This is a genomic window from Shimazuella alba (assembly GCF_009831235.1).
In the GTDB taxonomy this organism is placed as follows: domain Bacteria; phylum Bacillota; class Bacilli; order Thermoactinomycetales; family Thermoactinomycetaceae; genus Shimazuella; species Shimazuella alba.
On the sequence record NZ_WUUL01000004.1, the window covers coordinates 173,984 to 188,188 of the forward strand.

Consider the following 14,205-nt stretch of genomic DNA (forward strand, 5'->3'; position numbering starts at 1 on the left):
AGAGAGAGGGGATAAAGATCGTAATGGCCCTTGGAACCACCCTTTTGGCCGCGAGTAGCTGGGATATCGTTTCTCATCCAGTTATTATGGCTATTCTTCTTACCATCGGTTTAGTTGGTATTTTTGTGGAGTTACTTGCTCCTGGACATATTATCCCTGGTGCAATTGGCGTTGGTGCTTTTGTGCTTTATTTTTATGGTCAGATTGCTACAGGAGTAACCGAAATGAGCGCGCCGATTATATTTATTATAGGCTTAGTTCTTTTGATCATAGAAATTGTTGTACCAGGTGGTATTTTTGGAACATTAGGTGCTGTTGCGCTCTTTTATTCGGTTGTTGCAGCAGCAAAAAGTGTAGCCCTTGGTCTGACTGCCTTAGCGATTGGTATCATTGCAACGGTATTGATCCTTTGGATTTTATATAAGTTCTTTGGATTTCGAACAACTTGGAGCAGAATTATTTTAACAAGCAAACAAAATAATGAAGAAGGCTACACTTCATCGAAAAATAAAAAGCATTTAATTGGTAAAACAGGAGTTGCAACATCTGCACTTCGGCCGTCTGGTTGGGCAGAAATAGATGGAAAGAAACAAGATGTTGTGACAGATGGAGAATTGATTCAAAAAGGTTCTAAAATAATTGTTACAAATGTGGAAGGAACCCGAGTTGTTGTAAAAAAAGAGGATGAAGTGATGGAATAGTTAGGTTATTATAAGAAATGTATCCATATCACATCATGTTAGGAGAATTTTAGTGGATGATACTAGTTTATTAGGTCCTATTGTTATTATTGTTTTAGCGATTATTGTGTTGTCAATTTTGTTCTCATTTGTTCCCGTTATGTTGTGGATCAGTGCAATGGCGTCCGGTGTTTATGTTGGATTGACGACATTGATCGGTATGCGCCTTCGTCGAATCACTCCTGCTCGTATTGTGAATCCATTAATCAAAGCACATAAAGCTGGACTTGGTGTTAACATCCAACAATTGGAAACACACTTTTTAGCAGGCGGAAATGTGGACAGGGTAGTAGATGCTTTGATTGCTGCTCATCGTGCGGATATTGATTTGGTATTTGAACGTGCAGCTGCGATTGATTTAGCTGGTCGTGATGTATTACAAGCAGTACAAATGAGTGTTAACCCTCGTGTTATTGAAACTCCAATTGTTTCTGCAGTTGCAAAAGATGGTATTGAATTAAAAGTTATTGCAAGAGTTACAGTACGTGCCAATATCGAACGACTCGTCGGTGGTGCAGGAGAAGAAACGATCATCGCACGTGTTGGGGAAGGTATTGTTACCACAATTGGTTCCTCTTCCAGTCACAAAGCTGTACTCGAAAATCCAGACAGTATCTCTAACACTGTTCTTTCAAAAGGTCTCGATGCTGGAACCGCTTTCGAAATTTTATCGATTGATATAGCTGACATTGATATCGGTAAAAATATTGGTGCAGAGCTACAAACCGATCAAGCGGAAGCCGACAAACGAATCGCGCAAGCCAAAGCAGAAGAACGTCGTGCAATGGCTGTAGCTCAAGAACAAGAGATGCGTGCTCGAGTAGAAGAGATGCGAGCAAAAGTTGTGGAATCAGAAGCAGAAGTACCACTTGCACTTGCGGAAGCATTGCGCACTGGAAAAATGGGTGTCCTCGATTATTATCAACTTCAAAATATTGATGCGGATACAAAAATGCGTCGTACTATAGGAGATACGGACGAAGATGATAACCAGTAATTCCTTATCTGAGTTCCACATAAGATCTCCGTTTAAGGAGAAGGAATGGGAGGGATGATATGGATGCCATCTTAGAACTGATCAAAACGCTCATCCCTTTTGGCATTGCCTTTTTATTCTTATGGGGCATTGGTCGTATTTGTTGTACAAATACTGCGAAACCAAAGGAACAGCCAGATAAGGGTACGAAACAAAAAAAATCGAAACAGAAGAATCCTAAATCTAACAAAGAACAATCAGTAAATGATTCTGACGAGTCTAAAATAAATTTCTCAGTTGATAGAGAATCAAGGAAAAGGAAAAGAGAATCAGACCATTATGGTGATGGAGTAGATCAAATTTTAGGATTATCTACTGCAAAGCAAAGAAGACTAACATCTTTGCAAAAAGCTTTTCTGTTTAAAGAAGTGCTAGATGCTCCAAAAGCTTTAAAGCCATACCGGCGTAAATACCCAAGATGAAAAAACTCCCCTTTTTGATAGGGGTGTTTTTTTGTTGGTGCATTTGTTATGAGTTAGTACAGATAAAAAGCGTCATTGACCAATGTGGTCAATGATTATAAAATAAAATTGACCACATTGGTCAATATATGAGTCGAGAAGGTGAGATGAAGTGAACGCAACATTTTTAGCAATAGACAGTCAAAAGCAACAACAAATTTTAAACGCAGCGATGGAAGAGTTTACTCGAAAAGGATACAAGTTAGCATCTACCAATCAGATTGTACAAGTGGCGGGAATCTCCAAAGGATTATTATTTCATTATTTTACCAATAAGAAAGGTCTGTTCCTGTTTTTGTATGATTATTGTTTAAACGTTGTTCTAGACGATTTTTTTGGTCAAATTGATTATGAGCAACAAGATATTTTGTTGCGTTTGCGAGAAATTTTATTAATAAAGTTTCAGTTGATCAGCAAATATCCTCTGATCTTTGATTTTTTGATAAAAGCAGATGCAGAAGACTCTTTGGATATAAGAGAAGACCTGAATTCCCGTAATCAGGCGATCATACAAGAGAGTTACAAAAAAATGTTTGCAGCAATTGATGAATCATTATTTCGACCAGATATCGATATTGAAAAAGCAAAACACATTGCAATGTGGACGATTAAAGGGTTTTCTCGTCAATTAAAAGGAGGAGATAAGCAGAAAAAAATAGCAGAACCATTTGACGATAAAATCCTAAAAGAATTGAATGGCTATTTAGACACACTCAAGAAAATTTTGTACAGCTAAATACAGGAGATGTTTGGCATGCATAGTAATGTGAAAAGTTTTTCGGTGTTAACTCCTGAATTTCAACCATTTGCAGGTGGTAAAGGAAAGATGCTGGGTCAAATGTTTCAAAAAGGATATCCCGTACCCGATGGATTTGTTATTTTATCAACAGCCACCACTTCACGAGAAGAGTTAGATAAAGATACTTGGAATGAGGTCATTACGAATTTAAACAATATCCGAAATAAGTATACAAAAGTCAAATTTGCCGTTCGATCATCTGCCCTTAGTGAAGATTCTGCTCAAGCTTCCTTTGCTGGGGAGTTTGAAACGATTTTAGACTGTGAGACAGATCAAGAAATCAAAATAGCGATTCAAACGGTCATGCAATCGGTCTATAGCGAACGAGTCCAATCATATAGTGTAGAGAAAGGGATCAAAGGAGATCATCAAATCGCTATAGTTGTGCAGATTATGATTCCATCTGATATTTCTGGAGTATTGTTTACCGCTGATCCGGTAACGGGAAGTCATACAAGTATGATTGGAAATTATGTTTATGGGCTGGGGGAACAATTGGTATCTGGGGAATCGAATGCATATTCTTTTGAATTGATGAGAACGAAAGGGAAATATAAAGGTCCAGTGGAATTAAAAAAATATGCTAGTAAACTATATCGAATCGCGCAGAAATTAGAAAAAGAATATGGATCTCCACAAGATATAGAATGGGCTATCGCAGATGACACACTGTATATGCTTCAGGCACGTCCGATTACTACATTATCCAAAGGAAATCGCGACACCTATAACTTAAATTATTCGATGTCTGGAGACTATTTGTGGACCAACGCAAATGTAGGAGAAGCAGTACCGGATGTAATAACTCCTTTTACATGGTCTATCCTCGAGTATTTAGATGAGGAAATCAGTGTTGTACCAGGCTATTACTTGATGTCTGGAAATATTTGTGGTCGGATTTATACGAACATAAGTAAACGACTATCCGTTTTTTCTGCTTTTGGTCTGAAACCGAAATTTGCAACTTCATTAATTGGAGATGTGTTTGGAAATATACCTGAAGAAGTTCAGATGCCGATTTACCCATTTTCTCGGTGGGAGCTATTGAAATTAATGTATCCCAAAGTAAAACATTATCTGAAAGAAGTAAAAGCAATAGCAAAAAATATACCTAAACGAGTGAGCCAAACACCAGATTGGTGTGAAATGATGAAGCGGAATATTAGGAAAGCATCTTCTACCCAGCAATTACTTGCTATCTGGGAGAATGATTTAAAGCCATACCATAAAGATGCATGGTGGACACTGTTATCAGGAGGAACCAAAGCAGTTTTAGCGATGACACTCAAGAAAAAGCTAAGCAAGATGGTCGGGGAAGAAGAAGCAAATTTACTTCTTTCTAACTTGAGAGGTGAGAAAGAGTTAGCAAGTCTCGGGCCTTTGACAGGGATTTCCAAAGTGTTGACCGGGGAAATGAGTAAAGAAGATTATGTTTTACAATATGGGCACCGCGGTCCTAATGAATTTGAGCTATTTATTGCAGATCCAACAGAAAATGAAAATTGGTTGGAAGAACAAGTAACTGAGTTTCGTGAAACAGGTTCAAATGTTAGTAGTTTGTTACATCGACAAGAAGAAAAATACCAAGAAGCATTTCGCCGTTTTATACAAAAGTACCCAACTAAAAAAGGATGGTTAAAGGAACAACTAAAACAAGCAGGTGAAGGTGCACAACTAAGAGAAACGGTTCGGTCTGAATTTATTCGTGCACACCGTGTTATCCGTACTTTTATGCTTCGAGTAGGAGAAGTAACAGGTTTTGACGAAGATGTATTTTTCCTCTATATAGATGAAATCATGCAACTTTTAAAACATAAAATAGAAGTAGAGGAACGGATTCAACAACGAAAACATACGTATGAAAAGTTTAAATCTCTTCCACCATTGCCCTCCATCATCCGAGGTCGTTTTGATCCGTTTACATGGGAAAAAGATGAACAGCGAAGAGGAGATATTTACGATCCCTCCATTATCAATATAAATTCATCTTCGAAGAATCTTAAAGGTTTCGCTGGTGCATCTGGTCGAATAGAGGGAACCGTGCGTGTCTTGGCAAGTCCAAACCAAGGCAAAGAGCTGCAAGTTGGAGAAATATTAGTAGCCTCTAGCACCAATGTCGGCTGGACTCCATTGTTTCCAAAAGCATCGGCAATCATTACAGATGTAGGAGCCCCTTTGTCTCATGCCGCTATTGTAGCTAGAGAATTAGGTATTCCCGCAGTTGTGGGATGTGGCAATGCTACATCAACATTAAAAACGGGAGATCGGGTTATCGTTGATGGTGGTCAAGGATTGGTAGAGATTATCGAAGACGGAATAAAGAGATAGAGAGTCTCTCTATCTCAAACGTTATTCGAAATCTAAAGTTCTCCCTGTCTCAATCAAAGTTTTTGTATTCGATAAGATCATGGGCCATGCTTTTTTACTCCCTTCATATGAGGGGTCATTTTCTTCCCATCGATCGTGAAGGAGTGTTAATTTCACTGTTTTCCCTATTTTTTCCAATTGATAAGTAATATAAGATGGGTATATCGATGTTTCAGGATTATAAGCTTTTCCTGTATAATGGCTGATACTTAATTCCCTATTTACTTTGCAAGAAATTACTGTTCCATATACATGGGTTGTTCTCTCGCCTTCTAAACCAGGTCCTACATAGGCATATGGATCTCCCTCTTGAAAAGTGGATTCGAGGACACTTTCCATGTATATCTGCTTTACGTATTTTGGATGAACAAGTGCATTCCATACTTTCTCCAATGTTCCCTCTATGTAGATCTCATATTTTATATCCAAAATATTCATCTCCTTCTGACTCAGATATGTTTATTGTAACGAACATTCCCTGACAGAACGTGTCAGGGAAATAAAGTTGTCACAAGTGAATTAACCCAAATTTCCCATCACTGGAAAGATGTAATACACGTAAAGAACACATTATCTTTCCATACTAAAGAGAAAGAAGGAGGTGTTATCTAAAATGGCTAGAAGCACAAACAGATTGTTGGTACCTGGAGCAGGGGCAGTTTTAAATCAATTCAAAGAAGAAATCGCGAGTGAATTTGGAGTTACTCTTGGAAAAGATACTACAGCACGTTCAAACGGATCAGTTGGAGGGGAAATAACCAAACGCCTTATTACTCAAGCACAACAACAACAAACCAAATAACAGGTGAGCAAGCGACTCTTAAATGAGTCGCTTTTTGTTTTTCTTTATTGTTTCTTCTATTTGCCTTGTTTGGAGCATAGTCTTAACAAGGAGATGGAGGGAGGAAAACGATGAAACGATTTTCACAACTAGCCTCAGATTGGTTTGATTTCCCAGTGGAAGCAGTAGGTTCTCTCCCTCGCATAGAATGGATCGGACAACAATTACAGATCGAAAATTTTCAAGGCGTTCATCGATTTAATCCCGATCTACTAACGTTACAAACGGTGACTGGCTTCCTTACTGTAGAGGGAAAATCGCTTGTTATGGAAGCTATATACCCAGATAGAATCTTGCTGACAGGTAACATTACATCCATACATATGAAAAACAAGGATTAAGGGGAGAGAACAGGTGAAAGGTGGAACAGTAACCATTGAATGCAAGGGCAATAATATTGCTTTATTGCTGAATGAAATCGTACAAGCTAAAGTTGTCCTGCGAAATGTAAAGTGGGTTAACAAAGAAAAAGTACACATTACTGTTTTATTATCAGATATGATGCGAGTTTGGAGATATATGAAACATCATAAAGTGAATGGGAAAATAATCAAACGATCGGGTCCGTTTTTTTGGTTGAAAAAAATAAAAAAACGGAAATTTTTCGTAGCAGGTTTTGCTATTTTTCTGTTCCTGTTGTTTTTCTTTTCTTCCTTTATTTGGTATGTTGATATTGAAGGGAATGAGCAAATTCCAGACAAACATGTTTTATCTATTCTACAAAAAGAAGGTATTTATCCAGGTACGTTAAAAGTAGGACTTCCGAATACAGACCATCTTCAAAGAAGACTTTTAAAACGAATCCCAAACGCTTCATGGATTGGAGTGAGATTAGAAGGAACGAGAATTATCGTAACAGTGGCAGAGAAAAAGCGTGTAGACTCTATTGGTGAGAAGAAACTAGTAAGACGTCCTGTGAACTTAGTAGCCAAAAAGAGTGCTTTTATCATGGATGTACGGGTTTTTCACGGCAATCCCGTTGTAAAAGTCCATGATATGGTGAAGAAGGGACAATTGTTGGTATCTGGCATATATGGGGATGCAGCAAATCCTAACAACGGTCCTATTGTTGGAGCTCAAGGAATCGTATTAGGTGAAGTTTGGTATGAATCCATAGTGGTTGTACCTCTTACATACACTCAAAATGAATACACGGGAGAAAAGACTCGTTATACTTGGCCATTTGTTGGACCTTTTGTCCTAACAAACCCATTTCAGCAGCCTAAGCCATATGCTCGCTCGGAGTTGATGAGAAGGGTTTCTGCCATAAGTATTGGAAAATACCAAATTCCGCTCGGATTTGTTCGAGATGACTATTGGTCTGTGAGACAAGTTAGCTATCAAAGAGATCGTGATGAGGCGGTTTCTTTGGGTAAAAAAAGAGCAAGATTGGAAATGATTAATACAATAGGGCCAGATGGCAGAATTTTAGCGGAAAAAGTTTTGCACCAGCGGATAGACAATGGTAAAGTTTATTTGAAGATACATTTTGATGTAGTGGAAAATATTTCTCAAGAACAGCCTATACTACAAGGGGATTGAAACATTTGCAAAGCAATGAAAAACGAGTTCATATTGATTTTCAAACTTCTGATGAAGCAATCAAATTATTTGGTCCACATGATGCTTTCTTAAAAGTAATTGAAGCGGATACTGAAGTGAAGATCATTTCACGAGGCGGCGAAATTTTAGTTACTGGACCATCTGACCAGGTAGATAGCACACAAGAACTTTTTCGAGTCCTACTCACACTTATACGTCAAGGTCTTGAACTAAATGAGCGAGATGTCGTATATGCCAAAAGACTTTCTGAAACGGACAAAGCAGATGAGTTATTGGAATTGTACCAAGAAGAAGTTGGTATCACTCAAAAAGGTCAAAAAATACGAGTGAAAACTTTGGGACAACGTCATTATGTAACAGCAATTCAGAAAAAGGATATTGTATTTGGCATTGGCCCTGCGGGTACTGGGAAAACGTTTTTAGCTGTTGTAATGGCAGTAATGGCGTTAAAGTCGAACCGTGTAAAACGAATTGTTTTAACAAGACCAGCAGTGGAAGCTGGGGAAAACTTAGGGTTTTTACCAGGAGACCTCCAAGAAAAAGTAGACCCTTATTTACGTCCGCTATACGATAGTTTATATTTGATGCTGGGAATGGAACAAGTCACAAAGATGATGGAACGTGGTTTAATTGAAGTCGCTCCTCTTGCATATATGCGTGGTCGTACATTAGAAGATGCATTTGTAATTTTAGATGAAGCACAAAATACTACACCAGAGCAAATGAAAATGTTTTTAACTCGACTTGGATTTGGTTCCAAAATGGTAATAACAGGTGATGTCACCCAAGTAGATTTACCTCGAGGGAAAAATTCAGGATTACGAGTAGCAGAGCGGATTTTAGAAAATATCCCTGATATTCGTTTTGTTTACTTGAAACAAGCTGATGTGGTTCGTCATACACTGGTGCAACAAATTATCGAAGCATATGCGGAGGAAGACGAGCAAGGAGCCAGCTAGAAATGGGAAAAAGTCAACGAGATTCTTTTCTTCAAGGACAATGGAAAACTAATTTTTCCATACAGATGCTTATTTACGCGATCTTTGGGGTCGCGTTCTATTTGTTGTTATTGCCGCATGCTTTACCACAATTTGTCGATATAAAAGTTGGTAAAGTAAGCCGGGAAACAATAATATCCCCAATTACAAAAATAGATGAGACGGCAACGAAGTTAGCGCAAGATAGGGCAGTAGAATCAGTTGATCCACAGTATACAAAAAATGAAGAGCTTACCAACAGCCAAATTGAAAAAATCGATTTGGTATTTGCTGATGCCAGAAGAATCATTGCGGATAAAACACTAACAGAACCTGAAAAAATAAAGAGTCTAAAAGATGCAATTACCAAAGAATTGCCTGAGGAGTTCTATTACAAGTTGGTTCGTACCCCAGAAAATGAGTTAACAGATTTGCGGTTGACAACAAGGGATATCGTTTCCGATCTTTTAGAAGAGGGGATACGTACGCAAGAGTTAGCAAGTAAAAAAGATCAAGTTGATCGCATGCTTGTTATTTCTTCGTTATCTAGTAATTCTCGTTATTTAGCGCGTGAAATGGCAAGGTATTTTTTAATCGCAAACGAATTGTATGATCAAAAAAAGACTGATTCTCTCAAAGAAGCGGCGAAGGATTCGGTTGATTCTATCCCGATTAAGAAAGGCCAAGTACTTGTATCATCTGGTGAAGTAGTAACGGATGACCAATATCGAAAACTGACTGAAATGGGAATTATTCGTGAGCAGACCAATTTCCTTCCTTATGTGGGATTACTGCTCTTCGTAGCTTTGATTCTTGCCATCTTTCGTTTTTATGTGCAGCGCTTTCATTCTTTTGTTCATGCGGATAATAGCCAACTTTTGTTATTGATCTCTATTCTATTACTTACGCTTATTGGCATGAAGATTGTTACATTAGGACAAAATTTAGAATGGAGTACGGTAGGCTTTCTAGCACCTGTAGCGCTGGGAACGATGCTCATTACTTTATTGTTAAATTCCAAACTGTCTATTTCAGCAAGCCTGATCTTATGTGTCGCTTCTAGTATGTTTTTTAAAGGAGATAACCAGTTTTTGTTTGATTTCCGTTTTGGTCTCATCGCATTGATCAGTGGGATCATAAGTACGTTTGCATTAGATGATGTCAAACGAAGGAGTGCTGTTTTAAAAGCAGGTGTATTAACTTCATCAATCAGTATGATTGTCATTCTTGCTCTTTACACCTTAACTCCAACAGAGAGTGATATAACACAGCTGTTTCAATCTCTATTGTTTGGTTTTATCGGTGGTATTTTCTCTGCTGTACTTACGATTGGGTTTTTACCTTATTTTGAAACATTGTTTGGGATATTATCACCGCTCAGACTATTAGAATTAAGTAACCCTAATCATCCATTATTACAAGATCTACTATACAAAGCACCAGGAACTTATCACCACTCGATTATTGTAGGTAATTTAGCGGAAGCTGCGGCAGAATCAATTGGAGCAGATGGTTTTCTGGCACGAGTAGGAGCATACTACCATGATGTTGGAAAACTAAAACGGCCACAGTTTTTTATCGAAAATCAAATACATCGGGATAATCCTCATGATAAGATTTCGCCAAACTTAAGCAAAACGATTATTTTATCCCATCCTCGTGATGGAGTAGAGATGTTAAAAGTACATCGGATTCCAAAAGCAATCCAAGATATCGCTGCACAACACCATGGAACGACACTACTAAAATTCTTTTACTATCGCGCTTTGGAACAAAGCAATGGAACAAAAGTAATCGAAGAAGATTATCGCTATCCAGGTCCCAAAGCTCAATTTAAAGAAGCAGCTATCGTTGGGATTGCGGACTGTGTAGAAGCAGCAGTTCGTTCCATATCAAAGCCAAGCCCATCTCGAATTGAAAATATGATTGGAAAAATCATACGTGATCGTTTAGAAGATGGCCAGTTTCATGAATGTGACCTAACGTTCAAAGAATGCAATACGATTGCCAAAGCAATGGCTGCAACCCTACAAGGGATCTTCCATTCGCGTATTGAGTATCCAGATGATATTCCAAAAGGTGGAAAATAAATGGTGAATATCGAATTAGAAGTAGAAGTATCGATGACTGAAGAAGAAAAAGCTGCGGTTGACCGCATAACAGAAGTACTAGAGAAAGTAGCAGAAGTAGAAAAATTACCAGCAGTCTCCGTTTCGATAACATTGGTTGACAATGAGCGAATTCAAGAAATCAATCGAGAGCACCGACAAAAAGATACAGTTACCGATGTTCTCTCTTTTCCGCTATTCCATGATCGATCAGAATGGGTACAAGAGGATTGGGAGGATTCGATTCAACTGGGTGATATTATTCTCGCTCTTCCGCGTGCAAAGGAACAGGCTTTGGAATATGAACACTCTCTTCTTCGGGAAGTATCTTTTCTTGTTGTTCATGGTTTTTTACATCTTCTTGGCTACGACCATGAGACAAAAGAAGAAGAAAAAGAGATGTTTTCTATTCAAGAAGAAGTCTTGTTGCAACTTGGCATTACTAGGTAGGAGGGATTTATATGTGGATGGCCAAATTGCTAAAAAGCTTTCGATATGCTATTGAAGGCCTAAAGTATGCGGTCATCACCCAACGCAATATGCGTATCCACTTTATTACTGCGTTGGTGGTTTTGCTTTTAAGTCTGTGCTTGCCTCTTTCTAAATTAGAGGTTCTTATATTATTTGTCTCGATAACATTGGTGTTGTTTGCAGAGCTTATCAATACTTCGATCGAAACCGTTGTGGATATGGTAACAAAAGAGTACCATCCTTTAGCAAAAATTGCGAAGGATGTGGCGGCTGGTGCTGTATTTCTAACAACTGGACTTGCCTTTATAGTGGGTACAAGTATTTTTTTTCCTTATTTACGCTTTATCCATCGCAGTATCGCAGAGCATTCACTCTATCCACCGACGATCGGACTTACTGTCATTGTCTTATTTGATTTTTTTGCTACCTTATTGCTAAAAGTATGGATATCTCGTTATTGGAAAAACTGGGAACCGAGTCTCAATATGTCCCTTACTTTTTGTGTGGCTACTTTGATTATTTTAGTTATCTGGCAGTTGCCTATCAGTATTTTGGTACTCTTTTTAACTGGAATCGCTGTTTCATCAAGTATGAAACAAACTAGTAACTATCATACGCTGTATTTAGGTGCTATCATGGGCGTTGTGGTTGCGGTTCTTGGATTGCAACTTTTATAAAGTGGATTGATGATGGGTTTATGTGGAGTCAGCATTATATCAGATTTGCCAAATTCAGTTATATTTTGTGATGCTTGTTGCTAAATGATGAAGTAATCATGCTCGCCTGATATGCCTGTTATACTTTTTAACTTCCAAGGGAGTAACCAAACAGTTATTGTCACTGAACTACTCCCTCTTGCTTTTCAAAGAGGAGGATTTACATGTCGAATAAATTTCGTTCAGGTTTTGTTGCACTCATCGGTCGCCCAAATGTAGGAAAATCGACATTGATGAACGAAGCAATTGGCCAAAAAATTGCTATCATGTCAGACAAGCCTCAAACGACCAGAAATCAGATTCGTGGGATTTATACAGATGATAAAGCACAGGTCATATTTTTAGACACTCCAGGAATCCATAAACCAAAATCTAAGTTGGGCGAATACTTGGTGAAAACTGCTCAAAATGCATTTTCAGAAGTAGATTTGATTCTCTTTTTAGTAGATGCAGAGGAAGGTTTAGGTGGTGGAGATCAATACATAATAGAGCGTTTGAAAGGTATTTCCACCCCTGTATTTTTAGTGGTGAATAAGATCGATAAAGTTCACCCAGATGAACTTTTGCCTTTTATAGATCAATACCGCAACCTTCATGATTTTAGTGAGATTGTACCTATTTCTGCATTACAAGGAAACAATACAGAACGCTTATTAGACCTCATTAAAGACCGATTACCAGAAGGTCCTATGTACTACCCAGAGGACCAAGTGACGGATCATCCGGAAAAATTTATCATGGGTGAGATTATTAGGGAAAAAGTGTTAGAATTGACACACGAAGAAATACCCCATTCCGTAGCAGTGGTTGTTGAAGAAACAAAATTAAGAGATAACCAACAGACCTTGTATTTACGTGCAGCGATCGTTGCGGAGCGAAAATCCCAAAAAGGGATTTTGATTGGCAAGCAAGGAGCGATGCTAAAGCAAGTTGGAAAACTTGCTCGAGAAGAAATGGAACGTTTATTTGGATATCGCATATTCTTGGATTTATGGGTGAAAGTACGCAAAGATTGGCGTAATGAATTCCAATATCTGAGGGAATATGGCTATCGAAACGAGGAGTAAAAAATAACCAAAAACTTACAACAACTTTGTCTCATAGAAATAATGCTCCTAGGTCATGCTAACTCTGATACCCTCTTTAGAAAGGAAGAAACTCGGTGCGAAATTTCTCATGGAGCTGTTTTCAGGTAACGGGTAGCATCGATGCATATCTTTTGTACAAAGATATGGAGGCTATAACTGTGAAGAAGGAAGATGACCAGTTAGAAGACGTTGAGCAGAACGAAGAGGCTAAGTAGAAAGGACAGCAATGATCATACGATTGCAAGGATTAGTGCTTCGTAATAAGGCATACGGGGAAAGTGATCAATTACTTTTTATTTTTACTCGTGAGCGTGGCAGAGTAAGTATGATAGTAAGAGGTTCTAAAAAACCAAGAAGTCGTTTTGGAGCAGTCACAGAACCTTTTACCATTGCTGATTTTGTTTGTTATCAGCATAGTCCAACCAGTATGCCATCCCTTTCACAAGCAGATATCATTCATCATAATCAAATGATACGTTCTGACTTGTTGTTAACTGCATATGGGGCATATTGGTTGGAATTAGTAGATCGAGTGATTGTTGAGAAAGAACCCTCTGTCACTTTATATAACCAACTTGGATTACTACTTGCCCAATTAAATGAAGGGAAGGACCCTGAGATTTTAACTCGTCTGCTAGAACTTGCAGTCCTTCAAGAAGCTGGATACAAGCCTGTCTTTTCTCAATGTGCAAATTGTGGTGCTTCTTGGAAAAATGGAGAAGCAACTGCTTTTTCTCTCACACAAGGGGGGATGGTGTGCACCAATTGTATGACACCAAGAGACATGAGTATTAAACCAGCAACTGCTTATTATTTACGTATTTTAAATGATTTGTCAGCAGATCAATTAGGAGAAGTAAATATGAAATGGGAAACAAAACGAGACATGGAAACGATATTGCAATATTATTTGGATGCTCAATTGGATGTAAAAAATAAAACACGAGTTATCTTACATCAGCTGCGATCGACATGGAATTGACAAGAGGCATTTATATTTGATAAGCTATAAAAAATTTGGTATGCGATGACAGAAAA

At 38.2% G+C, this 14,205-nt stretch carries 16 protein-coding genes; 15 read left to right on the forward strand and 1 reads right to left on the reverse strand.

Annotated features, from left to right (window positions below; translation table 11 throughout):
• Positions 1-23 precede the first annotated feature (23 nt).
• The 5 genes from GSM42_RS07690 (at position 24) to GSM42_RS07710 (ending at position 5,364) form a co-directional block, all read left to right on the forward strand.
• Positions 24-701 carry an NfeD family protein gene (locus GSM42_RS07690; RefSeq protein WP_160800970.1) on the forward strand — a complete coding sequence of 226 codons (678 nt, stop codon included), beginning with the start codon at positions 24-26 and terminating at the stop codon, positions 699-701.
• 52 nt (positions 702-753) lie between these two features.
• The gene (gene floA, locus GSM42_RS07695; protein ID WP_160800971.1) at positions 754-1,737 is read left to right on the forward strand and encodes a flotillin-like protein FloA; all 984 of its coding nucleotides are present in this window, start codon (positions 754-756) and stop codon (positions 1,735-1,737) included.
• Between the two features lie 59 nt (positions 1,738-1,796).
• A complete protein-coding gene (locus tag GSM42_RS07700; RefSeq protein WP_160800972.1) occupies positions 1,797-2,198 on the forward strand; it encodes a hypothetical protein in 402 nt (133 codons plus the stop codon).
• A gap of 151 nt (positions 2,199-2,349) precedes the next feature.
• Entirely contained in the window at positions 2,350-2,973 is a 624-nt protein-coding gene (locus tag GSM42_RS07705; protein ID WP_160800973.1) for a TetR family transcriptional regulator, read from the forward strand.
• 18 nt (positions 2,974-2,991) lie between these two features.
• Complete coding sequence (locus tag GSM42_RS07710; protein WP_160800974.1) at positions 2,992-5,364, forward strand: PEP/pyruvate-binding domain-containing protein; 2,373 nt, start codon at positions 2,992-2,994, stop codon at positions 5,362-5,364.
• Positions 5,365-5,385: 21 nt separating this feature from the next.
• Here GSM42_RS07710 and GSM42_RS07715 read toward each other — a convergent pair whose 3' ends face one another.
• Positions 5,386-5,841 (reverse strand): SRPBCC domain-containing protein, encoded by a 456-nt coding sequence (locus tag GSM42_RS07715; RefSeq protein WP_202404845.1) that lies wholly within the window; start codon positions 5,839-5,841, stop codon positions 5,386-5,388.
• Between the two features lie 175 nt (positions 5,842-6,016).
• On the opposite strand from GSM42_RS07715, the gene GSM42_RS07720 reads away from it, so the two are divergent.
• The 10 genes from GSM42_RS07720 (at position 6,017) to recO (ending at position 14,149) form a co-directional block, all read left to right on the forward strand.
• Entirely contained in the window at positions 6,017-6,205 is a 189-nt protein-coding gene (locus tag GSM42_RS07720; protein WP_160800975.1) for an alpha/beta-type small acid-soluble spore protein, read from the forward strand.
• A gap of 110 nt (positions 6,206-6,315) precedes the next feature.
• The gene (locus GSM42_RS07725) at positions 6,316-6,585 is read left to right on the forward strand and encodes a YabP/YqfC family sporulation protein (RefSeq protein ID WP_160800976.1); all 270 of its coding nucleotides are present in this window, start codon (positions 6,316-6,318) and stop codon (positions 6,583-6,585) included.
• A 13-nt stretch (positions 6,586-6,598) separates the two neighbouring features.
• Positions 6,599-7,786, forward strand: coding sequence for a sporulation protein YqfD (gene yqfD / locus GSM42_RS07730; RefSeq protein WP_160800977.1), 1,188 nt, complete (start codon positions 6,599-6,601; stop codon positions 7,784-7,786).
• 5 nt (positions 7,787-7,791) lie between these two features.
• Positions 7,792-8,766: a PhoH family protein gene (locus tag GSM42_RS07735; protein WP_160800978.1), complete on the forward strand. Its 975-nt coding sequence runs from the start codon at positions 7,792-7,794 to the stop codon at positions 8,764-8,766.
• A gap of 2 nt (positions 8,767-8,768) precedes the next feature.
• Positions 8,769-10,874 carry an HD family phosphohydrolase gene (locus GSM42_RS07740; RefSeq protein ID WP_160800979.1) on the forward strand — a complete coding sequence of 702 codons (2,106 nt, stop codon included), beginning with the start codon at positions 8,769-8,771 and terminating at the stop codon, positions 10,872-10,874.
• A complete protein-coding gene (gene ybeY / locus GSM42_RS07745; RefSeq protein ID WP_202404846.1) occupies positions 10,875-11,342 on the forward strand; it encodes an rRNA maturation RNase YbeY in 468 nt (155 codons plus the stop codon). It abuts the gene before it with no gap.
• A gap of 11 nt (positions 11,343-11,353) precedes the next feature.
• Complete coding sequence (locus tag GSM42_RS07750) at positions 11,354-12,040, forward strand: diacylglycerol kinase (RefSeq protein WP_160800980.1); 687 nt, start codon at positions 11,354-11,356, stop codon at positions 12,038-12,040.
• A gap of 203 nt (positions 12,041-12,243) precedes the next feature.
• Positions 12,244-13,146, forward strand: coding sequence for a GTPase Era (era, locus tag GSM42_RS07755; RefSeq protein ID WP_160800981.1), 903 nt, complete (start codon positions 12,244-12,246; stop codon positions 13,144-13,146).
• Positions 13,147-13,241: 95 nt separating this feature from the next.
• Positions 13,242-13,382, forward strand: coding sequence for a YqzL family protein (locus tag GSM42_RS20545; protein WP_160800982.1), 141 nt, complete (start codon positions 13,242-13,244; stop codon positions 13,380-13,382).
• Between the two features lie 11 nt (positions 13,383-13,393).
• Positions 13,394-14,149, forward strand: a complete 756-nt coding sequence (gene recO / locus GSM42_RS07765; protein WP_160800983.1) for a DNA repair protein RecO — start codon at positions 13,394-13,396, stop codon at positions 14,147-14,149.
• Positions 14,150-14,205: the final 56 nt, after the last annotated feature.